At 69.5% G+C, this 25,071-nt stretch carries 26 protein-coding genes; 17 read left to right on the forward strand and 9 right to left on the reverse strand.

Annotated features, from left to right (window positions below):
* Window positions 1-132 precede the first annotated feature (132 nt).
* Window positions 133-672 (forward strand): GNAT family N-acetyltransferase, encoded by a 540-nt coding sequence (locus ACIRD7_RS40245; protein ID WP_403461083.1) that lies wholly within the window; start codon window positions 133-135, stop codon window positions 670-672.
* A gap of 405 nt (window positions 673-1,077) precedes the next feature.
* On the opposite strand, the gene ACIRD7_RS40250 is transcribed toward ACIRD7_RS40245, so the two are convergent.
* The 5 genes from ACIRD7_RS40250 to ACIRD7_RS40270 all read right to left on the reverse strand — a co-directional run bounded on the left by ACIRD7_RS40250 (window position 1,078) and on the right by ACIRD7_RS40270 (window position 5,047).
* On the reverse strand, window positions 1,078-1,557 hold the full coding sequence (locus tag ACIRD7_RS40250) for a diadenosine tetraphosphate hydrolase (RefSeq protein WP_403461044.1): 480 nt from the start codon (window positions 1,555-1,557) through the stop codon (window positions 1,078-1,080).
* 272 nt (window positions 1,558-1,829) lie between these two features.
* Window positions 1,830-2,615, reverse strand: a complete 786-nt coding sequence (locus ACIRD7_RS40255) for a hypothetical protein (RefSeq protein ID WP_403461045.1) — start codon at window positions 2,613-2,615, stop codon at window positions 1,830-1,832.
* Window positions 2,616-3,134: 519 nt separating this feature from the next.
* Window positions 3,135-3,884 carry a hypothetical protein gene (locus ACIRD7_RS40260; protein WP_403461046.1) on the reverse strand — a complete coding sequence of 250 codons (750 nt, stop codon included), beginning with the start codon at window positions 3,882-3,884 and terminating at the stop codon, window positions 3,135-3,137.
* Between the two features lie 450 nt (window positions 3,885-4,334).
* Window positions 4,335-4,556 carry a helix-turn-helix domain-containing protein gene (locus ACIRD7_RS40265; protein WP_403461048.1) on the reverse strand — a complete coding sequence of 74 codons (222 nt, stop codon included), beginning with the start codon at window positions 4,554-4,556 and terminating at the stop codon, window positions 4,335-4,337.
* Window positions 4,556-5,047: a DUF2975 domain-containing protein gene (locus ACIRD7_RS40270; protein WP_403461049.1), complete on the reverse strand. Its 492-nt coding sequence runs from the start codon at window positions 5,045-5,047 to the stop codon at window positions 4,556-4,558. The genes ACIRD7_RS40265 and ACIRD7_RS40270 overlap by 1 nt, the downstream gene beginning before the upstream one ends.
* A gap of 49 nt (window positions 5,048-5,096) precedes the next feature.
* Between ACIRD7_RS40270 and ACIRD7_RS40275 the strand changes: the two genes are divergently transcribed.
* From ACIRD7_RS40275 to ACIRD7_RS40290, 4 genes are all read left to right on the forward strand, one after another.
* The gene (locus tag ACIRD7_RS40275; protein ID WP_403461052.1) at window positions 5,097-5,588 is read left to right on the forward strand and encodes a hypothetical protein; all 492 of its coding nucleotides are present in this window, start codon (window positions 5,097-5,099) and stop codon (window positions 5,586-5,588) included.
* A 598-nt stretch (window positions 5,589-6,186) separates the two neighbouring features.
* Window positions 6,187-6,597 carry a hypothetical protein gene (locus ACIRD7_RS40280; protein WP_403461086.1) on the forward strand — a complete coding sequence of 137 codons (411 nt, stop codon included), beginning with the start codon at window positions 6,187-6,189 and terminating at the stop codon, window positions 6,595-6,597.
* Between the two features lie 38 nt (window positions 6,598-6,635).
* On the forward strand, window positions 6,636-7,172 hold the full coding sequence (locus ACIRD7_RS40285) for an MFS transporter (RefSeq protein WP_403461084.1): 537 nt from the start codon (window positions 6,636-6,638) through the stop codon (window positions 7,170-7,172).
* Between the two features lie 352 nt (window positions 7,173-7,524).
* Window positions 7,525-8,472, forward strand: a complete 948-nt coding sequence (locus tag ACIRD7_RS40290) for a PLP-dependent cysteine synthase family protein (RefSeq protein WP_403461054.1) — start codon at window positions 7,525-7,527, stop codon at window positions 8,470-8,472.
* 109 nt (window positions 8,473-8,581) lie between these two features.
* On the opposite strand, the gene ACIRD7_RS40295 is transcribed toward ACIRD7_RS40290, so the two are convergent.
* Entirely contained in the window at window positions 8,582-9,262 is a 681-nt protein-coding gene (locus tag ACIRD7_RS40295) for a type III effector protein (protein ID WP_403461055.1), read from the reverse strand.
* Window positions 9,263-9,391: 129 nt separating this feature from the next.
* On the opposite strand from ACIRD7_RS40295, the gene ACIRD7_RS40300 reads away from it, so the two are divergent.
* The 3 genes from ACIRD7_RS40300 to ACIRD7_RS40310 all read left to right on the forward strand — a co-directional run bounded on the left by ACIRD7_RS40300 (window position 9,392) and on the right by ACIRD7_RS40310 (window position 10,811).
* A complete protein-coding gene (locus ACIRD7_RS40300; RefSeq protein ID WP_403461056.1) occupies window positions 9,392-9,823 on the forward strand; it encodes an Hsp20/alpha crystallin family protein in 432 nt (143 codons plus the stop codon).
* A gap of 98 nt (window positions 9,824-9,921) precedes the next feature.
* Window positions 9,922-10,317 (forward strand): DUF2267 domain-containing protein, encoded by a 396-nt coding sequence (locus tag ACIRD7_RS40305; RefSeq protein WP_403461058.1) that lies wholly within the window; start codon window positions 9,922-9,924, stop codon window positions 10,315-10,317.
* Between the two features lie 113 nt (window positions 10,318-10,430).
* The gene (locus ACIRD7_RS40310; protein ID WP_403461085.1) at window positions 10,431-10,811 is read left to right on the forward strand and encodes a DUF2267 domain-containing protein; all 381 of its coding nucleotides are present in this window, start codon (window positions 10,431-10,433) and stop codon (window positions 10,809-10,811) included.
* A gap of 866 nt (window positions 10,812-11,677) precedes the next feature.
* On the opposite strand, the gene ACIRD7_RS40315 is transcribed toward ACIRD7_RS40310, so the two are convergent.
* Together ACIRD7_RS40315 and ACIRD7_RS40320 are read right to left on the reverse strand one after the other, a co-directional pair.
* A complete protein-coding gene (locus tag ACIRD7_RS40315; protein WP_403461059.1) occupies window positions 11,678-12,967 on the reverse strand; it encodes an MFS transporter in 1,290 nt (429 codons plus the stop codon).
* 120 nt (window positions 12,968-13,087) lie between these two features.
* Entirely contained in the window at window positions 13,088-14,053 is a 966-nt protein-coding gene (locus ACIRD7_RS40320; protein WP_403461061.1) for a LysR family transcriptional regulator, read from the reverse strand.
* Between the two features lie 141 nt (window positions 14,054-14,194).
* On the opposite strand from ACIRD7_RS40320, the gene ACIRD7_RS40325 reads away from it, so the two are divergent.
* The 7 genes from ACIRD7_RS40325 to ACIRD7_RS40355 all read left to right on the forward strand — a co-directional run bounded on the left by ACIRD7_RS40325 (window position 14,195) and on the right by ACIRD7_RS40355 (window position 21,237).
* Window positions 14,195-15,193 (forward strand): fumarylacetoacetate hydrolase family protein, encoded by a 999-nt coding sequence (locus ACIRD7_RS40325; protein ID WP_403461062.1) that lies wholly within the window; start codon window positions 14,195-14,197, stop codon window positions 15,191-15,193.
* Window positions 15,190-16,185, forward strand: a complete 996-nt coding sequence (locus ACIRD7_RS40330; RefSeq protein ID WP_403461063.1) for a cyclase family protein — start codon at window positions 15,190-15,192, stop codon at window positions 16,183-16,185. The genes ACIRD7_RS40325 and ACIRD7_RS40330 overlap by 4 nt, the downstream gene beginning before the upstream one ends.
* Before the next feature lie 104 nt (window positions 16,186-16,289).
* Window positions 16,290-17,444, forward strand: a complete 1,155-nt coding sequence (locus ACIRD7_RS40335; RefSeq protein WP_403461064.1) for an FAD-dependent oxidoreductase — start codon at window positions 16,290-16,292, stop codon at window positions 17,442-17,444.
* Window positions 17,441-18,466 (forward strand): amidohydrolase family protein, encoded by a 1,026-nt coding sequence (locus tag ACIRD7_RS40340; protein WP_403461065.1) that lies wholly within the window; start codon window positions 17,441-17,443, stop codon window positions 18,464-18,466. The genes ACIRD7_RS40335 and ACIRD7_RS40340 overlap by 4 nt, the downstream gene beginning before the upstream one ends.
* Before the next feature lie 17 nt (window positions 18,467-18,483).
* Window positions 18,484-19,446, forward strand: a complete 963-nt coding sequence (locus ACIRD7_RS40345) for a VOC family protein (protein ID WP_403461066.1) — start codon at window positions 18,484-18,486, stop codon at window positions 19,444-19,446.
* Between the two features lie 91 nt (window positions 19,447-19,537).
* Window positions 19,538-20,503, forward strand: coding sequence for a fumarylacetoacetate hydrolase family protein (locus ACIRD7_RS40350; RefSeq protein ID WP_403461067.1), 966 nt, complete (start codon window positions 19,538-19,540; stop codon window positions 20,501-20,503).
* The gene (locus ACIRD7_RS40355; RefSeq protein WP_403461068.1) at window positions 20,500-21,237 is read left to right on the forward strand and encodes an SDR family NAD(P)-dependent oxidoreductase; all 738 of its coding nucleotides are present in this window, start codon (window positions 20,500-20,502) and stop codon (window positions 21,235-21,237) included. Before ACIRD7_RS40350 ends, ACIRD7_RS40355 begins: the two co-directional genes overlap by 4 nt.
* A gap of 126 nt (window positions 21,238-21,363) precedes the next feature.
* On the opposite strand, the gene ACIRD7_RS40360 is transcribed toward ACIRD7_RS40355, so the two are convergent.
* The gene (locus tag ACIRD7_RS40360; RefSeq protein WP_403461069.1) at window positions 21,364-22,503 is read right to left on the reverse strand and encodes a helix-turn-helix domain-containing protein; all 1,140 of its coding nucleotides are present in this window, start codon (window positions 22,501-22,503) and stop codon (window positions 21,364-21,366) included.
* Window positions 22,504-22,591: 88 nt separating this feature from the next.
* Between ACIRD7_RS40360 and ACIRD7_RS40365 the strand changes: the two genes are divergently transcribed.
* Together ACIRD7_RS40365 and ACIRD7_RS40370 are read left to right on the forward strand one after the other, a co-directional pair.
* Entirely contained in the window at window positions 22,592-23,647 is a 1,056-nt protein-coding gene (locus tag ACIRD7_RS40365) for a ferredoxin reductase (protein WP_403461070.1), read from the forward strand.
* 7 nt (window positions 23,648-23,654) lie between these two features.
* Window positions 23,655-24,773 (forward strand): fatty acid desaturase family protein, encoded by a 1,119-nt coding sequence (locus ACIRD7_RS40370; protein ID WP_403461071.1) that lies wholly within the window; start codon window positions 23,655-23,657, stop codon window positions 24,771-24,773.
* Window positions 24,774-25,071: the final 298 nt, after the last annotated feature.

Consider the following 25,071-nt stretch of genomic DNA (forward strand, 5'->3'; position numbering starts at 1 on the left):
CCACCCGCCCACTCACCTGCCGAGATTCCTTAGGCGGCTGAACCCGATGTTGGTTGGCGTGTTTGGGCGGGTGGGGCCAGCGAGTCAATGGCGCTCTTGATCGCTGCCGAGCCTGCTGATTGGGTGGCTGGCATGATTGGTCTCGAATCCGTCGCCTGGCCACCTGCCCCGATCAAAACCGAGAGGCTCGTGCTCCGGGAGCCCGAGACCCGTGACCGTCCGGCGTTCATCGAGCTGCTGTCGTCGCCCGAGGTGCACACCTACCTCGGCGGCCCCCGCCCTCGAGACGAGCTTGAACGTGAGATGCCCGGCGTGCCCGGGCGGTGGCCCGGCAGTTTCGTCGTTGATCTCGACGGGGCCATGATCGGCCAGGTCCTGCTCAGGAGAGCAACGGGACACCGTCGCCCGGCTGCCGCGGGGAAGGCCGATCTCGGCTACCTGTTCCTGCCGCCGGCGTGGGGATTCGGATACGCGACCGAGGCGTGCGCGGCGGCACTCGACTGGTTCGACGGCGTCCTTCCCGGCGAGCCGGTGGTGCTCACGACCCAGACCGCCAACATCGGCTCGCTGCGCCTCGCGGCAAAGCTGGGGTTCACTGAGGTAGAGCGGTTCCAGGCCTGGGACGCCGAGCAGTGGCTCGGACTCCGGTCCCCGGTCACGTCCTCCGATTGAGCTCGCGCTCGACAGCACGGCGAGGGCGGAGCCCAGCGCTGCCGAGAAGCACCGCGTACATCCCAGGGCAGGTACGGTGATCGTGCGGAGCTACCACATCGGCGTCAACCAACGCTGGGCCCGAGCCTATGCAGAGGTGTGAAGCCGGCCGCAGTTGGTCGCGGTCGCCTTCATCTCCAGTTGCCACTGCCTTTCGGAAGTCTGTCTCGGCCTGATCGCTCCCCCTGAACCCAGCGGGCTCGTCGACGCCTGTAGGCCCCACAGCGAACCTGGCATCCGTGCCGACCAACAGCAGGTAATTCCGGGCCAGGGCATTCATCTGTCACCAACGTCGCGCTTCAGGCGACCCCGGAAGCCGCCGGCCCTCTGACGCCCTGCCGACCTGATGGTCGGGGGTACGCGCCGTCAGCCCACCGAACGCAACTGGTCCAATTCGCTGCCGATCGCATCCCGCAACACATCGTGCTGCGGACCGAGTCTGAACCGCTCCTCGCTCCACCGCTCACGCGGATACAGCCACACCGGCTTGCCCACCAACTCGGCCGGCTCCCACTCGAAGCGCGGCCAAACATGGGCATGCAAGAACGGCTCGGTGTTCCCCAGGATTTCCAGGTTGACCCGGCGGAAATGAGGGTCCAGTTGCCGACAGGCCCGCTCAACCGCTTCCCCGAGTCGGTCCATGTCGGACAGAAACGACAGCCGCTTGACCCTCGGCAGGTCGGACAGCCGCTGAACATTCAGTTCATCCACGAGGAGAACCGCGTAGCCCGGCAGGAACTGAACGTCGCCGATCACCGCAAATCCCGACCCAAGCCGCCGCAGCACTGTCGGGTTCTCGCCCCGCAGAGCAGCCCCGACCCGATCCGTCCGCCAGTCACCAGTCATGCTCCGAACCTATCCACGGGCGATCAAGGCCTACCCTTCGCTCCCCACCCTCGCCACTCAATTCAACAGCCCGCGACCCCAGGGTCGTGGTCCGACGGTACGGCGTACCTCTGACAGTCCGAGGTCGTCCTATGTGCCACCGCTACCTGCGCTTGGGACGGAGGCCTGCGCTCCGGGGACCGCCATGGGGTGCGGCCCCGCAGGAGGGCAGCAGGCACAGGTCACGTCGGAGGCCGACGCGACCCGGGCGCAGAACTTCTGCTGAATTGCTGCTACTTCAGGGCTATCGCGTCTCCGGCCGACACGACCCGCGCGGTCGTCGTCGTGCCGGGGAAGTACCACCGCCAGCTACCCGCCGAGGTGGCAGTGACCTTGGTACTGAGCTGCCCAGTGTCGCCGGTCTTCACCGTCTTGACCGTGGTGTAGGAGGCGGTGCCGGCCTTCTTGAACTGAAGCTTCACCTCCTGCCAGGGATATCCGTGGTACTTCAGGTCCTCCCAGTTGGCCCGCGACAGCTTGCCGGTGACGGTGAGCGTGGCCCCCTTGGCCACGGGCTCGGGCGCGGCGTTCGTCGTGAGCTTGGAAGCACGCTTCATCTTGAACTCGGCGATGTGGTCGGAGATCCAGTAGTCCCCGTCATTGGCCTTGACGGTGGCGTTGACCTGCCAGACGCCCGCGGTGCGGTTCACGTCCTCGGGCACACTGCCCGGAAGCCAGTCCGGAGCAACCGTCATGGTGGCCGTGCACACCGAGGTGGTGGAGCTCTTCCTCTCGCACCGGGTGCCCACCCAGTCGCTGAAGCCCCAGCCGTTCGTCTTGTTGAACACACTGATGTCCGACAGGCCTTTCACGCCGGAGTCGTCCCGGATCGTGATGGCGATCGGATAGGTGACGCGCGCCGATGTGCCGATGATGACGTTGTTCCCGCCGTTGACCACGGTCTTGGTGACCCGGATGTCCCCCCTGCCCTCCGCATGGGCCCCCGCCGCGGACAGCAGCGTGATGGCTACCGCCCCACTCGCCAGGATCCAGGCCGTTCCGGCCGTTCTACCTCGCATGATCCCTCCCCTGTGATGTGACAGGGGAGATTACACAGCCAGCCGCACCAGGTTCACACGGAGGTTCGCCTCGTCCCGTGGCACCGTGTCGGCCGCTGCCGCCGCCGCGATCTTGGCGCCGGTCGGATTGGCAGCCGCGCCTTCGGGCGCAACCACCACTGGTGGTGGAGTTCGACGTCGATGCCGCCCGCGATGGCGGCGGACAATAAAATCATCCGGCGCACCGGCACCGGATCCGCGCGGACGTCAACGTCCAGGAGGTGCCGCCGTTCGACGAAGGCGGCGCCCAGCCATGAGTCAGGGCCGGGCCGCGGCCGGCTTCAGGGTCGCGCGAAACGGATCGTCCTCAACCGCCGTCGACTGCTTCTGACGGGCGTAGAGCATCCGGTCTGTGCATGCTCTGAGTCAGCCAACCGGGGCGGGGATCACGCTGCGCTGCTGTGACCGCGCACAACTGTCGGCCCACTGGGCCAGGGACGGGTTCAGCCATGGGACAGACTCCAAAGGCGTCCCGTCGGGTCAGGGTGTGGGCGAGGCCTCGGTGAGTGCCATCCACTCGCGGACCGTCTCCTGGTGCGAGCCGCTCTCTGTGCTCGCCGCCACGGCCTCGGCGTCCTCGGCGGAGCACGGGGTTCCTGCCCGGGTGAGCAGGACGAGCGGCCACGCAGGGCCCTCGCCTGCCGGCTCTCCATCGAAGGGGGACCAGTCCCAAGGCCCCTCGAACCGCCATGCCCGGCCGGCGGCGTCGGCGACCTCGTCGCCCATCTGGAGTGACGGGTATGGACGCATCAACAGTTCGAAGGTGAAGGGAATCCCGTCGCCAGGGTGAATGGTGTACCCCGAGCCGTCGAGATGGCTCTCCTCCGGGAACTCGCGATAGGACAGACCTCGGCGCAGCACGGTCACGGTCTGGGTGGGATGCGGCAGCCAGGCCGTCTGCAGCGGAGGATCGTGGCGGTCGACGGCCGTCACATGCACGACGGTGGGTGGCACGCCGACCCGACAGGCATCTCCCGCCTTCAGCTGTTCGGGCGGGGGATCCGTTCGAAACAGCTCGGCTTCAATCTCAGGCGCGACGTGCCCGCCGCTGCCCACGCCGAGCGCGACGATCCCGTTCCAGCGCGCGAACGCACTGTCGTTGTCGATTTCCCACCACGGCCACCGCACCGACACGCAGTCCCACGTGACCCCCTGCTCGACCGTCGTAACCGTGAAGGGACACGCAACCGACAGCACATCGCCGGCCCGGAAATCCCCCTCATCCATCATTTCGCCAGGGTAGCCGGGGCCCCTCCGCGGTCCACGAAGGCCTGCCGGCCCCGGTGCCGCACGATTCCGTGGCACCTACCGCGCCCACCCGGGACCAAGACGCTCACGGGCCGGCTACGGCGCTCGGCCACAGCGGCTGTGACGGTTCGCATCGGCGGTTCGCCCGTGGATCCGTCGCAGGTCATGGCACCTCTGTTCGTCGAAGTTGGCGAGAACCTGTACACGGCAGTTGGCTGATCCGAGATCCGGCCATCGTGCCGTACGCCGCGCGGATCGCGAGGTCGGATATCTCGGTCGTTCGCTTCAGCAGGCCGGGGCTCCTAGGGCACGGTCCTGACCCGCTCGCGGAGTGGGTCGACAGGCAAGTGTGATCGGGATGCGGCGTCGGCGGGCACGGTCTTCCACTCTGATCTCAGGGCGTCGGGATGTCCATGATTTTGGAAAGGCCCGTCATCCGCCTGCAGTGTCCTCGGCCTCCCAGCGCAGCAGGTCACCCGGCTGGCACTTGAGCACCTCACAGAGCGCGGCGAGCGTCGCGAAGCGCACCGCCTTGGCGCGGCCGTTCTTGAGTACCGCCAGGTTGGCGGGCGTGATCCCTACGCGGTCCGCGAGCTCGCCCACGGACATCTTCCGCTTGGCCAGCATCACGTCGATGTCGACGGCGATCGGCATCAGATCACCTCGTCCAACTCGGCCTGCATCTGCGCTGCTTCGACGTCGCGCGCGACGGCCTGCGCGAGCAGCATCCGCAGCACAAGCACGATCAGCGCGACCCCGAGGATGGCCACGCCAACTCCGCCCATGATGACGGTGACGCCCGGGTCCTCCCGCTGGCCCGGCGCGTTGATGGCCGTGACCGCGAACCACAAGAGGGCAGCCGCCACGATCGCGCCGATCACTCCGTCCACGTACTGGAAGGCGGCGTGGGAGAACACGGTTCCGCGTCGCACCATCGTCACCAGCCGCCATACACAGACCAGGGCAACCTGGACCGACACCATGCCCAGAATCGTGATCACTCGCAGCGGGGTCAGTGGGAGCGACCCGTCCTCCGGGTCGCTCCCACTGACCAACGCCCAAACCATCCCTGCCTGCACGAACACGGTGCCGGCAAGCACCACCACGAGTACGGCGCGCAGCGCACGCACTGTCAGCTTTCCCACAGCCCACCCTTCCATCGAATGACGATGGGAATCTATCGAAATTCGATAGATGGAGCAAGTGCTGGAGGAGTGTGGAGACAAGTTCGCGCGACGGCAGGACGCCGTCCCTCATGACGCGGCGGTTGCGCGAAGCGCCGCGGTGGACGCCGAGGCCGACCGCGCCTTCATCAAGCACGTCCTCGGCTTCACCCACCTCGACGCGGGCCACGGCCGGCTGTCCTTCAAACCGCCGCCCGACGAGGTCGCCGTGCACCCCACCGACGGAGCCCCGAAGCACGAGTTCCACCTGATGTGCGACGCCCTCGACGCCGTACGCGCCCAGGTCGCCGAGCGGGGCGCGGAGATCACCGGCGAGGTGACCGAGGAGCGGTCGGGACGCCTGACCGCCGTACGCCTTCCCAGCGGCAGTGAACTGCCGCAGCTGGGTAAACCAGTTGTTGGTCTCATCGAATGTCGAGGCATGGTCGAAGTCGGCTACCGCGGCATCAAGGCGCCCAGGAGCCGGTGGGGCTCGCCTCGCCCGGCGATTGCCCACGCGTAGCAGGACTCGATGGCTGAGGGTTCGGTTGAAGTCGGCGAGGGCGTCGTCGGTAGCGGACCGGCTCTCGGTTGGCGATCCCGCGGCTGCTGATGGCCCCGGCCAGGTCGGGATCGAGTTCCACAGCGTGATTGAGGTCGCGTAGTGCGTAGCTGTGTTGCTTCAGGAGGCGGTAGGTCTCGCCGCGCGTGGCGAGCGTCCATGAGGGTTTCGGATGGGGGCGAGTGGTTCGTTGAAGTCGCTCCGCGCTTTCCTATGTTGAACACGTTGGCTGGCCTCCGGGGGCCTGGCTACCCACGGGGCAACGGTGTCAGCTCACACAGCTAGGGTTGCTGACCACTGACCTCAAGGGGCTTCACCATGGGCATTCATCCCGATGTCGCCGTACTGCTCGTGGCGGGGGCGCGACCTCGTGCCGGCAGACTTCGCAGGCGGCGAGCAGATTGACTGGACTGCGGCCGAAGTCGGGTTGGGCGCCAAGCTGCCGAGTGACTACAAAGCTCTCCTGGACACGTACGGGGTGGGCGATATCGGAGAGCTCATCATTCTGCCCCCACTCCCGAGTGACGTGCGCGGGTGGGAAGGATGTCACATCGGAGCCATGACGGACGCCCTGCGCAGGCTCTGGGAGGAGGGCACGGGGGTCTCAGGCGTGACGTTGGGTGCCGATGCCGTCCTGCCCTGGGGTTCTGGAATGAACGCCAACGAGATGGCTTGGCTCATGAACGACCCGGATCCGGACAAGTGGCCAGTCATAGCCTGGCGCCGGCACCACTCGTGGGACGAGTCGCCGTGGGCCCTGTTCGACTGCAACATGGTCCAGTTCATCACCCGAATGATGCTGGGCCAGTTCGACACCTGCCCGCTCGGCGATGCGTCGCTCTGGAAACGGACAGACACATTCGTCAGCTGGCGAGAGCAACATCGACGACTCAGGGCCGGCTTGGATCCTTCAACAGGCGAGCCCGATCCCTACTCCCACATGTTCCCCATCTCAGAGGACTGGCCCTGATCTGGCCCGGAGCCAAACAGATCCTCGGATACGACGCCCTGCAGACCGGCGCCGGGTTCCTGATCCCCACAGCGATCGTTGTGGCGGGCTCGACGGCGGCCGGCCAGTTCGTCACTCGGTTCGGGCTCAAGCGCACGCTGGTGGCCGCACTTGCCATCGGGGCGCTCGGCGCTGTGCTCCTCGGCCTCGCCAGCTCGCCGGATGGCTCGTACGTCGATCTGATCCCAGGGCTCGTCGCGCTCAGCATCGGTGACGGCGTGGTGTTCACCGCCATGTTCATCGCCGCTGCGACCGGAGTGGCAGACCGGGACCAGGGAACGGCCTCAGGTATCGCCTCGACCGGCTCCGGCGTCGGTGCCGCAGTCGGCCTCGCCATCCTCGTTCTCGTGGCGACCGCTGGTCTGGACGACCTCACCGGCGAACGTCTGCGTGTCGCGACCGCAGAGGGAATCAGCACCACACTGTTCGTGGTGGCCGGCGGCATCGTCGCCATGCTTCTCGTCGCTGCGACTCGATGCCCGACACCACCGGCACCCGAGGCCACCCCCGTACCTCGCCAGTGGCGTCGCTGTTAGCGACGTCGTTTTGTACTTCGCCGACGGAAGCCGCCGAGCCAGACGACGGGCGCGATCCACGACCCTCGGTGTCGTCCGAGTTGTTGGGGCGGGCGCCCCTCGTCAGGCGACGCGAGGAAGATACCTCGCGTCCGGTACCCAGCGGATGCGAATTCGCCACTGTCACCGCCGTAACGCGAATCCTTGGCTCAATACACAACTCGATTCACAAGCAGTTACCGAACGACACCATGACGCATAACGCCTCGGTCGGTGCGGGACGGCATTAGCCTTGACCTATTCGATCTATTCACTGCCGCCGCAGATTTGACCGGTCCGCATACTCGGATCGGAGAGGTGAGCGAGGAGTCCCATGGGTCTGCCCGGTATTCGGTCCTCGTCTCTGCAGGCCATCGGCGGAACGCCACTGGTACGCCTGAGCCGTGTCGTCCCTGACGGGGCGGCCGACATCCTGGTCAAGGTCGAGGGAAGCAACCCCACAGGCAGCTACAAGGACCGGATGGCTCTGGCCGTCATCGAGGGAGCGGAACGCCGCGGTACCTTGCGCCCCGGGCAGCGCGTGGTGGAGTTCACCGGCGGAAGTACAGGGTCTTCGCTGGCCTTCGTCTGCGCGGTGAAGGGCTATCCGCTGTCGATCGTGTCCTCGGACGCGTTCGCACCCGAGAAGCTACGCACCATGCGGGCGTTCGGTGCAGACGTGACGGTGGTGCCCAGTGAGGGCGGCCAGATCACGCCCGACCTGTTTGTCCGTATGCGCGGAGAGGTCGACCGGATCATCGAGCGCGACGGGGCCTTCTGGACCGATCAGTTCCATAACGTCGATGCCCTCACCGGCTATGCGGAACTCGGTCGCGAAATTCTTCAGCAGACCGGTAACGACGGGGTGGGAGTGGACGTCTTCTGTGCCGCCGTCGGCACCGCCGGAATGTTCGCCGGCGTCAGCACAGCCTTGCGCCAGGGCGGCCGGGTACGCGCCGTCGCTCTCGAACCGACCGCCTCGCCGATGCTGTCCGCCGGCACAGCCGGACCGCACCGGGTGGAAGGAGTCGCTACCGGGATCGTCCCGCCGCTGCTTACGGCGGACACGTTCGACGAAGCTCGCGCCGTCGACGAAGAGGAGGCCCGGCGGCTCGCGTTGCCGCTCGCTCGGCAGGAAGGCATCTTCACCGGTACCTCCGGTGCCCTGAACGTCCTCGGCGCTCTTCACCTGGCCGGCGAGATCGGAAAAGGGCACGCCGTAGTGACGGTCGCCCCGGACACCGGGCTCAAGTACCTCACGGGCGATCTGTTCAACGACTGACGGCACTCGCGCCCTCGCCACGAGGTGGCCGGCCATCTGCCGCGTCGTGAGCCCGCGGGGAGGCACGGGTCGGTCGGAGAGGACGAGGCGGTCTGGCCGTGCGCACGACTCAGGTGCGATTGCGGCGCTGGTCTCCGCTGTGCCGGCGGAGTTGGTCGGTGTGGCGGGTGAGGTCATCGACGCGTGCGGCGAGGTCGGGGTGGCCGGTTGTCAGGTACGGGAGCGTGTCCGTCAGGGGGGCGACGAGGGCGGCCGGGTCGTTGTCGGCGAGTGCGGCGGTGAGCTCGGCGAGTGGCGTACTCGCGGGCGCGGGGAGGTCGGTGAGGGTGGTGATCTGGCCGGCGAGCTGGCGCAGGTTGCCGGCATTGGCGCGCGCCCAGGCGGTGACGGTGCGGTCGGCGGCGCGGCGGTCGCGGGTGGCCTGTACCCGCTGTTCGCCTGTGGAGCCGGGGTTTCCGGGGCGGCCGCGCAGGTAGCGGCGTTCGGCGGCCTGGCGGCTGGCGACGCCCAGGGGGTGGGCGAGGTCGGCCCAGCTGGCTCCCGCGTCGCGGGCGGTTTCGATCAGGCCGGTCTCCCATCCGGCGAGTTGCTCGCGCACCTGCCGCAGCAGCAACAGCGAGGCCAGCGCCTGCTCCGGTCCGGGGCCGGGACCGTCGGGCGTGTCCGGGGTCTCTCGCTGGGCGTCTCGCAGGGCGTCGTCTATGGCGGTCAGGGCTGCCTCGGCGGCCAGGAACGAAGCCGGGCTGTGGGCGTTCGTGTGGGTCGTGGACGGCTGGTCGGCTGGGCTCACGGACACCTCCTCCTCAGGTTGTCATCATGATGACGACATCGCGCTTGTCATCCATTGGATGACATGTTACAACGGTGCCAGTGAGGCGCATTGGCAGCAACTGCCTGAACCGCTGGAGGTGTTTTCACGATGTTGATGCGCACTGACCCCTTCCGTGAGCTGGACCGGCTGGCGCAGCAGCTGACGGGCCCGGGCACCTGGTCGAAGCCGTCGGTGATGCCGATGGACGCCTACCGCGAGGGCGACGAGTACGTCGTGGCCTTCGACCTTCCGGGCGTCACCGCGGATGCGATCGACATCGACGTCGAGCGCAACATGCTCACCGTCAAGGCCGAGCGGCGCCCGGTGGCGAAGGCCGACGACGTGCAGATGGAACTGTCCGAGCGGCCGCTGGGTGTCTTCTCCCGCCAGATCATGCTGGCCGACACCCTCGACACCGAGCACATCAAGGCCGAGTACGACACGGGCGTGCTCACCGTACGCATCCCGATCGCCGAGCGCGCCAAGCCCCGCAAGATCTCCATCGGCGTCGGATCCGGCCGCAAGGAGATCTCCGGCTGACACCGGCCCGACGGGTGCGGAGGGCGAGCACCTGATCTCCCCCAGCCCCGCACGCCGCACCCCCTGGGCAGTCCGAAGAAGAAGGGGTGACGGCCGACATGACTCTGCGACGTGAAGCGTTCCTCGGCCACGTGAAGGAACGCGGCGAGTACGGCACTGAGGAGGAAGCCGAGCGCGCGGCGCGGGTGGTGCTCGCCTTGCTCGGCGCGCATCTGATCGGCGAGGTCCGCGCCCAGCTCGCGGCGCGTCTGCCGGAGGAATTCGCCCTGATCCTGCTCAACCCGCTGCAGAGCGCCGAGCCGCTTTCCCCGGAGCGGTTCGTGCGCGCAACCGCCGCGTGGATCGAAGGCGCTACCGAGCGGACCGCGGCCTGGGACGTCAGCGCCGTGCTGTCCACGGTCGCCGACGCCGCCGCCGAGGACCTGCTGGGCCAGATCCTGCTCCAGCTCCCCGCCGGCTACGACCTGCTCTTCGGCCGCCCTCAGCCCACCTGACCATTCCAGCCGCCGGTGTCCGAACACCGGCCACAGCAAGAAAGGCAACCACCCCCGTGATCTCCGACCGGCACGCATCGTCCCGGCAGCCGTACGGGACGGCATACGAGCAGATGCTGGAGAAGGTCCGCTACGAGGGCGCCTACCCCACCCGCGAGAGAGCCGACGAAGCCGTCCGCCTGGTCCTCTCCGGACTGGGGCGTCAGCTGACCGGCGACGAACGCGTCGACCTGGCACGCTGCTTGCCCTGGGAAGCGGCACGCGTGCTGACCGCACAGATCCCCGACACCCAGCCCCTGACCGGCTGGGCCTTCGTCAAGGACCTCGCCGCCCGCTCCGGCGCCTCCCTGGCCACCACCCGCTGGGACACCGGCTCCGTCTTCTCCGCCGTCGCCGCCCACGCCGGCCCCGATCTGATCACCCGCATCCTCCACCAGCTCCCCACCGGCTACGCCCTGCTGTTCGGTCGCGCCGAACTCACGCCGGCCGCGTAGACATCGTGCGCTCCCCAACAATTGGCCGAACTGGATCTCGCTCACCGCCAACGGCGTCGTCCTGCTCGGCCCCGTTTGCTCCGTGACCGCACGCAGAGCGGCCCGCGACGCGATGGACCGCCGTGAATTGCTGACGATCTCCCGTACCGCCCTGTCCGCGCCGGCCGCGGACTGGGCCGTCGGCCTCGCTACCGCTTCGGCCCCGCTGCCGTTCTCGCGCAGGACTACGAGGGCACGCCGGTCGGCGAGGACTTCGTCGCCTTTCTGTAGGCGACCGCGTGATAGCTCAACAGGGCTCGCCACCAAACAACGCCAGCAGACGGAAGCCCTGCTGACTGCCCATCTGGCCAGTGTGACCTGGCTCCTCGAACGGTGCCGCTTCACCCCTTGCGTTCGGCACCCGTCTGCATACCCTGGCGGCCTCGCTATCGCAGACCGTCCCCTGGCACAGCGACCACACCGCGGCGGTCGGCATCCTCACCCACGCCCTGCCTGCGCCTCCCGCTGCCTGCTCCAACTTCGGCTCGCCCGCTCCCTGGCTTCACGCGGCGACCGCAACGAGCGACGCGCAGTACTAGCGCCTTGGCATCGGCGGAACAGCACCTCAACGAGATCCGTGCTCGGCGGCGTTGCGCCCCTCAGACGTGGGCGTGATCGCCGTAGCCACCGAACCAAGCGACGCGGCCGCCCTCCGCAACGCAGGGGCATGACGACGTCCGGTCGGAAGCCGCGCATCAGGTCGGCTCTCCTCCTTTCTGCGAACCGGATATCTGTGAACCGGTCATCTGTGAACCGGCCTCACGGCCACGGCCTGGTCCGTACCGGACAACGCCGCCCTCGACTCACTCGTCGCGGGCGGACGGCTGTCACTGGGGCAACGGTGCGACGGCCGCGGCCCGGCGCCGGGTGGTCAGGAAGAGTCCTGCCGCGACGACGGCCGAGGACAGGCCGAGCAGACCGACGGCTGCGGCCAGGGTGCCGACGGCGGACGCGGCCGCGATCAGCACCAGCGGGCAGATGAACTGGCCGATGAAGAAGGACGCGGTCCACAGGCCGGTGCCACGGCCGCGGTCGGCGAAGTCCAGCTTGGACATGGCGATGGTGAGCAGGGAAGGGAGCAGGAGACCGGTGCCGAGGCAGTTGAGTACGGCGCCGGCGATCAGCAGCGGCGCGCTGTTCGCGAGCCACATCACCGCGAACCCGGCCGCGCACAGGGCGAAGACGAGGGGCAGCCGGGGGCCCGGAGCCCCACGCAGCTTGGCGAAGATGATCGCGCCGGCCACGGTGGCGGCGCTTGCGATGGCGGTGGCCGCCCCGATCACGCTGGTCGCCGTGACACCGAGATCGTCCAGCAGGAAGGACATCTCCACCGGGACGGTGTAGAAGACGAGAGCCCCGAACACGGTGAGTCCGCAGATCCCGGCCAGCCGTCTGAAGGGGAAGGGGCGCTTCGGGGTGACCGTGGCGTCCATGGCGTCCGTGGCGTCTCCGTCCTCGGCGGTGGCACCGGTGGCCGTGGTCGGCTTCGGCAGCCCGATGGCCATCAGGGGGGCGATGAGCAGGCTGACGGCGTAGATCCAGAACGGAGTCCGCCAGCCGGCCGACCCCGCGGCGCCGCCGATGGCGAAGAAGGCGGTCGCGGAGGCGGAGGCGCACATGGTCTGGAGGGCGAGGTAGCGGTCCCGCACGCGGCCGGTGTAGTAGTCGCCGATCAGCGTGGTGCAGCAGGTCATGATGGCGGCCTCGGCGAGACCGACCAGGGCGCGGCTGGCCACGATGGCGCCCAGCGACTCCAGCCACAGCGGGGCGGTGCCGAAGACCGCGTACAAGACGGTCGCGACGATCAGCAGACGCTTGCGGCCGAGCCGGTCGACGATGACGCCCGCGAAGGGTGCCAGCAGGCCCAGCGCCAGGGCCGGGACGGTGAGGGCCATCGGAACCAGGGCGGCCGCGCCGGGCACGTCGGCGAAGTGGTCCTGCATCTTGGGCAGCACGGGGGCGATCAGGACGGCCCCGAGGATCGGCAGACAGCTGCCGGCCATGAGGAGGGCGACGCGCAGCCGGTGCGCGGCACCGGACGTCGGAAGGGTCGCGACCGGCGGCACCGGTGCGACGCCGGTGGGCGGGGACGGTGGAGGTGGCGCGGAAGAGGGCATGCGGGAACTCCAAGCGGCGACGGGGGGAGGGGCGGGCACGCCACCGGGGGGCGGACACCCCGAGCAGGGGGAGCGTGCGGAGGAACTGGGGTCGACTATGAGTGAGCGGCCCCGGCCTGCCTAGCCTTTGTCCGATCGATCTGCCGGATCGCGGTCATCGTTGCCGTGGATGGTCTCGGCCTTGCCATGGATGGTCTCGGCGACCCGCGCCGCCGTCTCCCGCAGCCAGATGTGCGCCGCGTCGTGTGTGTGGACCGGGTGCCACCACAGGGCTTCCCGGAGCGGCACGGCGTCGTAGGGCGGTTCCATGACCCGTACGGGGACGAGTCCGTCCAGCCGGTCGGCGAGATGCCCCTGGATCAGGGCGACCCGGCGGGTGCCCGCGACCAGGAGGGGCATCAACTGGAAGCTGTCGACGGAGACTTCGGCGTGCGGCTCGATACCGAGCATGCCGATCTGGCGGGCGGCGGGTGCGTCGTACGTGCGCTGGTAGGTCACCCACGGCAGCCGGGCCAGGTCGTCGAGGGTGAGCCGCTCGCCGACCTCGGGGTTGTCGTCGGCGACGAGGTAGACCCAGCGGTCCCGGTAGAGCTCCACGGCGGGAAAGTCGCCGATGATGCCGTGCGGCAGCAGCAGCCCGTCGGCGGTGCTCAGCAGCGCCCCCGTGTTCTCGGTGATGTCCGTCGGTGCCTGTTTGAAGCGCAGCCGGATGCCCGGCGCCTCGGTGTGGACGACGCGGGCGAGGTCGGCGCCGAAGACGGCCACCGCGTAGTCGGAGGCGAGCAGGGTGAACTCGTGCTCCTCATGGGCGGGGTCGAACACCGCCTGGCTGGTGAAGACGCGTTCGAGCAGGTCGCAGGCGGTGACGGTGCGGTCGAGGAGGGCGAGGCCCAGGGCGGTCAGTTCGTAGCCTCCGCCGACCCGGGAGAGCAGGTCGTCGTCGAAGTGGCGGCGCAGCCGGGCCAGGGCGGCGCTCATCGCGGGCTGGCTGAGGCCGATGCGTCGGCCGGCTCTGGTGACGTTGCGCTCCTCCAGGAGGGCGCGCAGGGCGACGACGAGGTTGAGATCCAGACTGGCCAGGTTCACGCGAGATCCCTGTACGGAGTAGGAGGACAGGAGACTGCGCCCAGGTATTCACCGCGCAGATCCCGGTCATCCAGAGAATCGATTTCCCCGATCGCAATTTACGGGCCAGATTGGTGCCACCGCAATCGGGAGGACATCTCCGTGAAATCCGCAGCCGCGTCGGCGTCCCTCTTCGCCGGCCCGTTCGCCATCGGCACTCTCTCCGCTCCGGGCGGCGCCGCCTTCCCCGGCCTCGTGGTGCCGGACGGCCGCGTGCTCGACCTGCGTACGGCACTGGCCGAACCCGCGCTGACCACCCTCGCGCTCCTGGAGCGCTGGGATGAGGAACTGCCGCGCCTGCACGGCCTCGCGGGCGATCCGGCCGGCGACTGGCTGCCGCTGGACGACCTGTCCGTGCACGCGCCCGTCGAGCCCCGGCAGATCTTCCAGTCCGGCGCCAACTACCGGCAGCACGTGATCGACCTGGAAGTCGCGCACCGCGCGAAGGACGACCCGCGTACCGTCGAGGAGGCCCGCGCCGAGATCGCGGCGATCATGGACAAGCGGGCCGCCGACGACCTCCCGTACGTCTTCATCGGCCTGCCGACCACGATCGCCGGCCCCTACGACGACGTCGTGCTGCCGTCCTGGGCCGAGAAGCCCGACTGGGAGCTGGAGCTGGCAGCGGTGATCTCCCGCCCCGCCTACCGGGTCACGGTGGAGGAGGCTCTCGACCACGTCGCGGGCTACACCATCGCCAACGACCTCACCGACCGGGCCACCGTCTTCCGCCGGGACATGCCCGCCATCGGCACCGACTGGCTGCGCTGCAAGAACGCTCCCGGCTTCACCCCGCTCGGCCCCTGGATCGTGCCGGCGGGGTCCATCGCCGACCCGTCCGACCTGCGGGTCACCCTGAAGCTCAACGGCGACACCATGCAGGACGAGTCCACCAAGGACATGCTCTTCGGCGTGGCGCGGTTGGTCTCGTACATCTCCCAGACCTCTCAACTCCTGTCCGGCGACCTGGTGTTGACCGGCAGCCCGGCCGGGAACGGCATGCACTGGGGCCGGCTGCTGCGCGACGGCGACGTGATGGACGCATCCGTCACGGGGCTCGGTGCCCAGCGCACCCGCTGTGTCGCGGAGGAGGCGTCGTGAGCGACCGCGCCGCTGTGCCTGTTCCGAAGGCTGTGCCTGATCCGAAGAACCCCGAGGGTGCGATCGCCGAGGCCGCCAAGGCGTACTCGAACTGGGGCCGTTGGGGGGAGGACGACGTCCTCGGCACGCTCAACTTCCTGGACGCCGAAAAGCGCCGCGAGGGTGCGGCCCTCGTCCGTGACGGTGTCAGCTTCTCGCTCTCCCAGCGCTTCGACATGGACGGCCCGCAGAAGGGCTGGCGGCGGCGTACGAATCCGGTGCACACGATGCTCGACACCGGCACCGACGCGGCCCTGGGCAACCAGGGTTTCCCGCACGGCATCGGCGGTGCCGACGACGTGATCGCGATGCCGCTGCAGTGCTCCACCCAGTGGGACGGCCTCGGCCACATCTTCGACCACGGCAGGGCGTGGAACGGGCGGGCCGCCGAGAAGGTCGTCACCTCCAGCGGCGACCTCGTCACCGGCATCGAGCACATGGCGCCGTACGTGGCCGGGCGGGGCGTCCTGCTCGACGTGGGCCAGGTCGTCGGCCGGGACGGCGAACTGCCCGACGGTTTCGCCATCACCGAGGAGCACCTGACCGCCACCGCCGAGGCGCACGGCGTCACCGTCGGCCGCGGCGACCTCGTCCTCGTCCGCACCGGACGGCTGGCCCGCGCCAGGCGGGAGGGCTGGGGCGAGTACGCGGGCGGGCCCGCACCCGGGCTGAGTTTCACCACCGCCGGCTGGCTGCACCGCAGCGAGATCGCCGGGATCGCCACCGACACCTGGGGTTTCGAGGTCCGGCCCAACGAGTTCGACCACGCCTTCCAGCCGCTGCACCAGGTCGCCATCCCCAACATCGGCCTGCTCATAGGCGAGATGTGGGACCTCGACGCCCTGGCCGAGCACTGCGCGGCCGACGGACGGTACGAGTTCTGGCTCACCGCCGCCCCGCTGCCCATCACCGGAGCCGTCGGCTCCCCCGTGAACCCGATCGCCGTCAAGTAACGCCCCGGACCTGCGGAGCGGGCCACCCCCGACAGCCACATCCGCCCGACCCGCACCACCACCCCTGCCGCTCGATGTCGCGCGGCCCACCGCAGGGAGACCCCATGACCGACCCCCGCCCCCGCCCCCGCTCCGTCCTCGTCATCGGCGGCGGCGCCTCCGGCAACGCCGTGACCGTGCTGCTGCGGCGAGCGGGCATCACCGTGGACCTGATCGAGGCCAAGCCCGACTGGAACGTCCTCGGCTCCGGCATCACCCTCCAGGGCAACGCGCTGCGCGTACTGCGCGAGCTGGGCGTGTGGGACAAGGTCCAAGAGAGCGGCTACGCCTTCGACTCGGTGGGCCTGGCCACGCCCGACGGCCATGTGTTCCACGTCCAGCAGGACATCCGTACCGGCGGCGAGGACCTGCCCTCGACCATCGGCATGCGGCGACCCCGGCTCCAGGAGATCCTGTGCGAGGCGGTCCGGGCCAGTGGCGCGACGGTCCGCCTCGGCACCACCGCCGACGAACTGGTCCAGGACGACACGGGCGTCACCGCCCGCTTCAGCGACGGCACCGAGGGCCGCTACGACCTCGTCATCGCCGCCGACGGTCTCAACTCCCGGACCCGCGCGACGATCGGCATCAGTGAGAAGCCCGAGCCGACCGGCATGGCCATCTGGCGCGTCGCCGCACCCCGCCCGGCGAGCGTGGAGCGCACGGACCTGGCCTACGGCGGGCCCTGCTACATCGCCGGCTACTGCCCCACCAGCGAGAACACCCTGTACGCCTATCTCGTCGAGGCCAACCGCGACCGCGCCTCCATCGACCCGGCCTCGTACGCGGACGAGATGCGGCGCCTGGCAGCCCCGTACGGCGGCGCCTGGCCCGAGATCGCCGCGAGCATCACCGACCCGGCCGAGGTCAACTACACCTGGTTCGACCGGCTGCTCGTCGAAGGACCCTGGCACCGCGGCCGGGTCGTGCTGATCGGCGACGCCGCCCACGCCTGCCCGCCCACCCTCGCGCAGGGCGCGGCCATGTCGCTGGAGGACGCCTCCGTACTGGCCGAGCTGCTGAGCACGGAGAAGTCATGGGACTCCCCCGCGTCCCTCGACGACGTTCTGACCCGCTACCACGAGCGCCGCATCGACCGGGTCCGCATGGTCGTCGACGCATCGATGCAGCTCGGCCAGTGGCAGTTGGACGGCGTCAGCAACGCCGACGTGCCCGGCCTGATCGGCCGCACGATGGCCGTCCTGAAGGAGACCCCGTGACAACCCCGGACTCACTGGGAACCCCGGACGCCCCCACCATCGACGTCCACGCGCACCTCCTGCTTCCGCAGGTCGAGGAGGCCGTCGCCGGACACCCCGCACTGGACGCCGCCCGCGGTCTCGACGCCCGCCGCAACGGCCCCGAAGCGCTCGCCGTCAACGGCCCGATGGTCCGCGACCGCATCCCCCGGCTGACCGACGTCAAGGCCCGGCTCGCCGCGATGGACGCCTCCGGCGTCGACATCCAGCTGGTCTCGCCGTCCCCGTCGCACTACCACTACTGGGCCGACGAGAACCTCGCGCGCACGGTGTGGGAACTGGCCAACACCGGCACCGCCGCCCACATTGCCCAGGCCCCCGACCGGCTGCACGGACTGGGCCTCGTCCCGCTCCAGCACCCGGACCTCGCCGTCAAGGCCCTCGACCACGCCCTCGGACTGGGCCTGCGCGGAGTGGAGATCTCCAGCCACGCGCCCGGACGCGAGCTTTCGGACCCGGCGTACGCCCCGTTCTGGGCGCTGGCCGAGACGACCGGGGCGGTGCTCTTCCTGCACCCCTTCGGCTGCACGCTCGACGAGCGCCTGAACCGCTGGTACCTGTCCAACACCGTCGGCCAGCCCACCGAGAACGCCGTCGCGCTCTCCCACCTCATCTTCTCCGGCGTACTGGACCGCCACCCCGACCTGAACGTGATCGCCGCGCACGGCGGCGGCTACCTGCCCACCCACATCGGCCGCTCCGACCACGCCTGGCGGGCCAGACCGGACACGCGGGGCTGCGCGAACGAGCCGAGCAGCTACCTCAAGCGGCTGTACTTCGACTCGCTCGTCCACGACCCGCGCGTCCTGCGCGAACTGATCCGGGTGGCCGGCTTCGACCGGGTCCTGCTCGGCTCGGACTTCCCCTTCGACATGGGCACCGAGGACCCGGTCGGCGCGCTGCGCGCCGCCACGGACCTGCCCGATCCCCACTTCCACGCCGTACGCGGCGGCAACGCGGCAGCGCTGCTGCGCCTCTCCTGAGCCTGAGGAGCCCCGACATGACCAACGACCTGCCCAGCCCTCTGCCCCACCGCCTGCTCACCCATCTGCGGCACGTCGACCTCGCCGTGCCCGACTACGACAAGCAGCTCGACTTCTACGCCGGAGTCTGGGGCCTGGCCAAGGTCGCCGAGGACGAGGGCATCTCCTTCCTGGCCGCCGAGGGCAGCCCCGAGAGTTACGTCGTACGGCTCCGCAAGGCGGACGAGAAGCGGCTCGACCTCGTGTCCTACGGAGCCGCGTCGGCCGCCGACGTGGACACGCTCGCCGAGCAACTCCTCGCGGACGGTGTGCGGTTGATCTCGCAGCCGGGCAAGGTAGACACCCCAGGCGGCGGCTACGGCTTCCGCTTCTTCGACGGCGACGGCCGCACCATCGAGGTCTCGGCGGACGTCGAGGCCCGGCGGCACCGGCGTATCGAGGAGAAGGAGGCCATCCCGGTCCGCCTCTCGCACGTCGTCCTCAACTCCCCCGCCCTGGACGCCACCCGCGCCTGGTACGAGCGCCACCTCGGCTTCCGGCTCTCCGACACGCTCGGCACCCCGCACATGGGCGACGTCATGCACTTCATGCGGATCAGCAGCCAGCACCACTCGATGGCCATCGCCAAGGGCCCGCACACCTCCCTGCACCACGTCTCGTTCGAGATGCGCGGCCTGGACGAGTACATGCGCGGCTCGGGGCGCGTGATGCGCTCCGGCGCCCGCAAGCTCTGGGGCCCGGGTCGCCACATGGCGGGCGACAACACCTTCACGTACTTCCTCGACCCGCACGGCAACACCGTCGAGTACACGACGGAGTTGGAGGAGCTTGACGAGGACACCTGGCATCCGCACGTCTACGACTTCTCCCAGCCCGAGGTCACCGACCAGTGGGGCACGGCGAACCCGATGAACGAGCTGATCGTCAAGGAGTCCTTCAACGACGTCGACCGCGGCGTCTTCGTCGCCCCGCCGGTCTGATCCCCTCTCGACTCCGGGGGCGCGGAGAGTCCATGCCTGGCTCCCCCTCCCGCGCCCCCGGTCCCCTCCTACGCCGCACCCCAGGATCGCCATGCGCTTCGCCACGTACGAACACCACGGCCACCCCAGCGTCGCCACCGTCGACGACGACGGCACCCTCCACCCCCTCCCCGGCCACGCCTCGCTGCTCGACCTGCTCCGGGCGGGCCCCGCGGCCCTGCGCTTGGCGGGCGACGCCACACTGGACGTGCCGGACGGCCCGCACATCTCGCAGGTACGCCTGCTGCCGCCTCACCAGCCGCCGTCCGTACGGGACTTCGTCACCTTCGAGGAACACGTCGAGGGAATGCGGCGCAGCATCGACCAAGCGGCCGGGGTCCCCGACGCCTGGTACGACGCGCCGACCTTCTACTTCACCAATCCCTACGCCGTCATCGGCGCACACGACGACGTGCCCGTGCCGCCCGGCTCCTCGCTCCTGGACTTCGAACTCGAAGTCGCCGCCGTCATCGGCCGCGAGGGCCGCGACCTTACGCCCCAGCAGGCCCGCGACCACATCCTCGGCTACACGATCTTCAACGACTGGTCCGCCCGCGACCTGCAATCCGCTGAGATGAAGGTGGGTCTCGGCCCCTGCAAGGGCAAGGACACCGCCACCACCCTCGGCCCGTACCTGGTCACCGCCGACGAGCTGGAGCCGTACCGGGACGGTGACGGTTTCCTGCGGCTGGCGCTGACCGCCTCGGTGAACGGCGAGGTGGTCGGCGAGGACCTGCTGTCCAACATGAGCTGGACCTTCGAGGAGATGGTCGCCTACGCCTCGCGCGGCACCTACGTCCGTCCCGGCGATGTGCTCGGCTCCGGTACCTGTGGCAACGGCGGCTGCCTGGCCGAGCTGTGGGGCGTACGCGGCCGGCAGGACCCGCCACCGCTGAAGCCCGGCGACACCGTCACCCTCACCGTCGAGGGCATCGGCACCGTCTCCAACACCGTCGTGCCGGGTGCCGAACCGGTACCGGTCCCGCAGGCCCGCAGGCGCCCCCGGTCGCGCCCGTGAAGGGGCTGGACGGCAAGGTCGTCGTCGTCACCGGAGCCGCGCGTGGGCAGGGCGCGGCCGAGGCCGAGGCGCTGACCCGGGCGGGGGCGGTGGTCGTCGCCACCGATGTGACCGAGGCTCCGGGGTGTCTGCGCCTGGACGTCACCGAGGCAAAGGAGTGGGCGGCGCTCGCCGAGGAGCTGCGCCGCCGGTATGGCCAGGTCCACGGCCTGGTCAACAACGCCGGCGTCACCTGGCGTGCGCGGCTCGACGAGGTCACGTCCGAGGACTTCGCCCGCGTCCACGCTGTCAACGTCACCGGCCCGCTGCTGGGCATCCAGCACCTGGCTCCGCTGATGCCGCCGGGCTCGTCGATCGTCAACGTCGGCTCGGCCGCCGGGCTCACCGGGCACTACCCGGTCGCGTACACGGCCAGCAAATGGGCGCTGCGCGGTCTGTCGAAGACGGCCTGTGCCGAGCTGGGCCCGCGGGGCATCCGCGTGAACACCGTGCATCCCGGCTTCATCGAGACCGAGATGACGGCCTCCGCCGCGCCCGCCTTCCGCGAGGCGAACATCCGCGAGACACCGCTGGCCCGCACCGGCACCGTCGACGAGGTCACCCCGCTGGTGGTCTTCCTCCTCTCCGACGGCGCGTCCTTCATCACCGGTGCCGAGATCCCCGTGGACGGCGGCTTCACCGCACACGGCGGCACCAAGTCCATCTCCGACGCCCTGCGATCGGCGTCCGACTGATCCCCGGCCGACCTCCGGCTGCTCTCCGGCTGCTCTCCGCCTGCTCTCCGGCTGAAAGGACTCGTACGTGAACAAGGTGATTCCTGGACCGCTCACGGACGCGGTCGTAGACGGTCGAAGTACGCGTCAGCCGGCCCGAAGACCGACCGCCAGCGTCAGTTCAAGCACCCGGTGAGGCGATGCCAGATCCGGAAACAGCTCCCGCAGCTGCGACATCCGGTACCGGACCGTCTGGGGATGGACGAACAACGCCGCCGCCACCTCGTCCCGCCTGCCCTGGTGCAGCAGCCACTCCCGCAACGTCTCCTCCAGCCGCCGTGCGGTCGCCTCAGGCAAGGTCCGCAGCGGTGCGAGAGCCCGGGCACGCAGGTCTGCGAACGCCTCAACGTCGGCGCTCAGTACCAGCTCGGGCAGGTGGTCCTCGGTGTCGCGGATATCGGAGGAGAGGGAGCGCGCGCGTGCGGCTCGTGCGTATGAGGCGGACGCGCGAGTCCATGGCCGGGCCGGGCCGACCACGGCGGTGCGGTCGGTCAGCTGCCGCAGGAGATGTGACCGGTCGGCGTCGGGGACGAGCAGTACGCCGGTGGCGTCCGGCAGATCGTCGAGGACGAGGGTGGTCGGGTCGAGCGCGCGGTAGGCGGGTCGGGCCTGGGCTGCGGGCAGCAGGACCGCGGTCAGTGAAACCGGAGGCTGCCACCCGGCCCGTTGAGCAGAGGCCAGCAGCACGTCCGGGGTCGCGCCGGCGAGGAGGTCGCGGGCCAGGTGTGCCAGGTGGAGCTCGTGGGCTCTGCCCCGGGCGGCCAGTTCGTCGGCGTGGCCTGCGGCGCTCGCGGCGGAGAGCTCGTCGATGTAGGCGAAGGTCAGCTCGGCGAACTTGGCGACCTCGGCGGCGGGCAGACCTGCGGGTACGGCACCCGCTGCCAGGCATCGCCAGGCCACGCGGGCGCCGACGCGGTAGGCGCTGAGCAGGGCGTCCATCGAACGGCCGTCGCGGACCTCGCCGCGGCCCAGCTCGTAGGCTGCGTCACCGGCGTCGCCGCCCGTGGCGTTCCCGCTCGCGAGGTCCAGGTAGTGCCCCAGGGCGGTGCGGACGGCTCGGCGGATGGTGACGCCCATGCGGCCCGAGAGGGCGTTGGCGTAGGGAGGGACCTCGTCGATGATCGCCTGGACGACCTCGTCGGCGGTGGTCCTCAGCACGGACCGCAGTGCGGTGACCGTTTTCTCATCCAGGGCCAGTTCGCTGGCCCTCCGGATTGCATGGCTCACGTTTTTGTTCCCTGCGAACAATTCAGTCGACCAGATTCACGTCCTGTGGTCAGGACTTTACGCCCTGCGGCGCAGCAAGCTGGAGTCCATGACGAGTACAGCCCTCCGCAGCAGGGCGTGGAAGCTGCTGGAGATGGTCACGACACCGCTGCTGCCGTCGGACTACCTTGACCTGGTCAGTCCGCTGCGTGCGGGCGCTGACCTGCGTGGACGCATCGAGGCCGTGCACCCCGAGACGGGGGACGCCGCGACCATCGTGATCAGGCCGGGACGGGGCTGGCGCGGCCACACGGCCGGTCAGTACGTGCGGATCGGGGTCGACGTCGACGGGGTGCGCCTGTGGCGTGCCTACTCCGTCACCTCGCCGACCAACCGCCAGGACGGCCGTATCACGATCACCGTCAAGGCGATCCCGGACGGCAAGGTCAGCAACCACCTGGTCCGCAGGGCGACACCGGGCACGCTGATCCAGCTCGACCAGGCGACCGGTGACTTCGTGCTGCCGCAGGCCAAGCCCGCCAAGGTCCTCTACCTGACGGCCGGCAGCGGCATCACGCCCGTGATGGGCATGCTGCGCGACACCGAGTTCGACGACGTCGTCATGGTCCACTGCGCGCCACAGCCGCAAGACGTGATCTTCCGCAACGAACTGCACGACCTGGTCGCGGACAAGAAGCTGCGGCTCACCGAGGTGCACACCGACACGGACGGCATGCTCGACATCGCCCGTCTCGACGAACTCGTGCCCGACTGGGCCGAGCGCGAGACCTGGGCCTGCGGGCCCGCGGGTCTGCTCGACGCCGCCGAAAAGCACTGGAGCGAGCACGGCGTACCAGAGCGCCTGCACACCGAACGCTTCCGCCCCAGCATCGTCGTCGCCGGCGACGGCGGCGAGGTCACGTTCAGCGCCACCGGCAAGACCGTCGACGCGGACGGGGCCACGCCGTTGCTGGACGTCGGCGAGGAGGCCGGCGTGCTCATGCCGTCCGGGTGCCGCATGGGCATCTGCTTCGGCTGCACCACGCCGCTCAAGGCGGGCGCCGTCCGAGACCTGCGCACCGGCGATATCACCGAGGCCGAACCGGGCGTCCTCATCCAGACCTGCGTGTCCGCCGCCGCGGGCCCCTGCGACATCGAACGGTAGGAACACCTTGACCGCCATCGACCCCACCGCCCACCTGACCGCGGAGCAGATCGAGGAGCTCGGCCGCGAGCTGGACGCGATCCGCGACGAGGTGCTCGCCGGCCGCGGCGAGAAGGACGCCGCCTACATCCGCAAGGTCATCTCGGCGCAGCGCAAGCTCGAGCTGGTCAGCAGGGGCGTGCTGCTCTTCTCGTTCTTCCCGCCCGCGTGGCTGATCGGCACCGCCGGGCTGTCCGTGGCGAAGATCATGGACAACATGGAGATCGGCCACAACGTCCTGCACGGCCAGTGGGACTGGATGCGGGACCCGAAGATCCACTCCACCACCTGGGAGTGGGATCACGTCTCGCCGTCCGACCAGTGGAAGCACTCGCACAACGAGCTGCACCACAAGTACACCAACGTGATCGGCAAGGACAACGACCTCGGCTACGGCATCATGCGCGTCGACGAGGACCAGAGGTGGCACCCGATCCACCTCGGCCAGCCGCTGTGGAACTTCATCAACGCCTGCTTCTTCGAATACGGCATCGCAGCGTACGACCTGGAGCTCGGCAAGAACCTGCACAAGCGCCGCCGCAACAACCCGGAGTTCCGCGCGCGGGCCAGGGCCGTGGGCCGCAAGATCCGCAAGCAGGTGCTCAAGGACTACGTGATCCACCCGCTGCTGTCGGGCCCCTCGTTCCTCACCACGCTCGCCGCCACGTTCACCGCCAACCTGGTCCGCAACGTCTGGTCCCACTCGGTGATCATGTGCGGGCACTTCCCCGAGGGCGTGCAGGTCTTCGAGCGCCGGTCGATCAAGGGCGAGACCCGCGGCCAGTGGTACCTGCGCCAGATGATGGGCTCGGCGAACATCAGCGGCAGCAAGGCCATGCACTTCATGACCGGCAACCTCTCGCACCAGATCGAGCACCACCTGTTCCCGGACCTGCCGAGCAACCGGTACGCCGAGGTCGCGGTGAAGGTGCGCGCGCTGTTCGAAAAGTACGAGCTGGAGTACGTCACCGGCCCGCTGCCCAAGCAGGTGTTCTCCGCTTGGCGCAAGGTCTTCCGACTCTCGCTGCCGAACAAGAAGCCCAAGGTCAAGGCCCCGGAGCGCGAGCAGGAACTCGTCGCGGCCTGATTCCCGGTATTAGTGCCCGTGCGGCCGCTCTCGGCGCCGGGCACCCGCACCCCCGGGTGCTCCACCGCGGTCAGGTGCGTGAACACGTCGTGGACCGCGGTGAGCGTGTCGACGTACGCCTCTGGCCCGAGAGCCGACCACTCCTGCCCTGCGTGGCCGGACTCCGGCGTCGCGGCCGACGCTGCCGGGCGCAGCGCCTAACCTACACTTCCGAACAAAGCGGATTTTATACTGCTTAAACCTTATAAATCTGGCACGAGTGCGGTCAGGGCCGTCGGATCCGGCGTCTGGCCAGCCC

The sequence above is a fragment of the Streptomyces sp. NPDC093568 genome (genome assembly GCF_044764945.1).
In the GTDB taxonomy this organism is placed as follows: domain Bacteria; phylum Actinomycetota; class Actinomycetes; order Streptomycetales; family Streptomycetaceae; genus Streptomyces.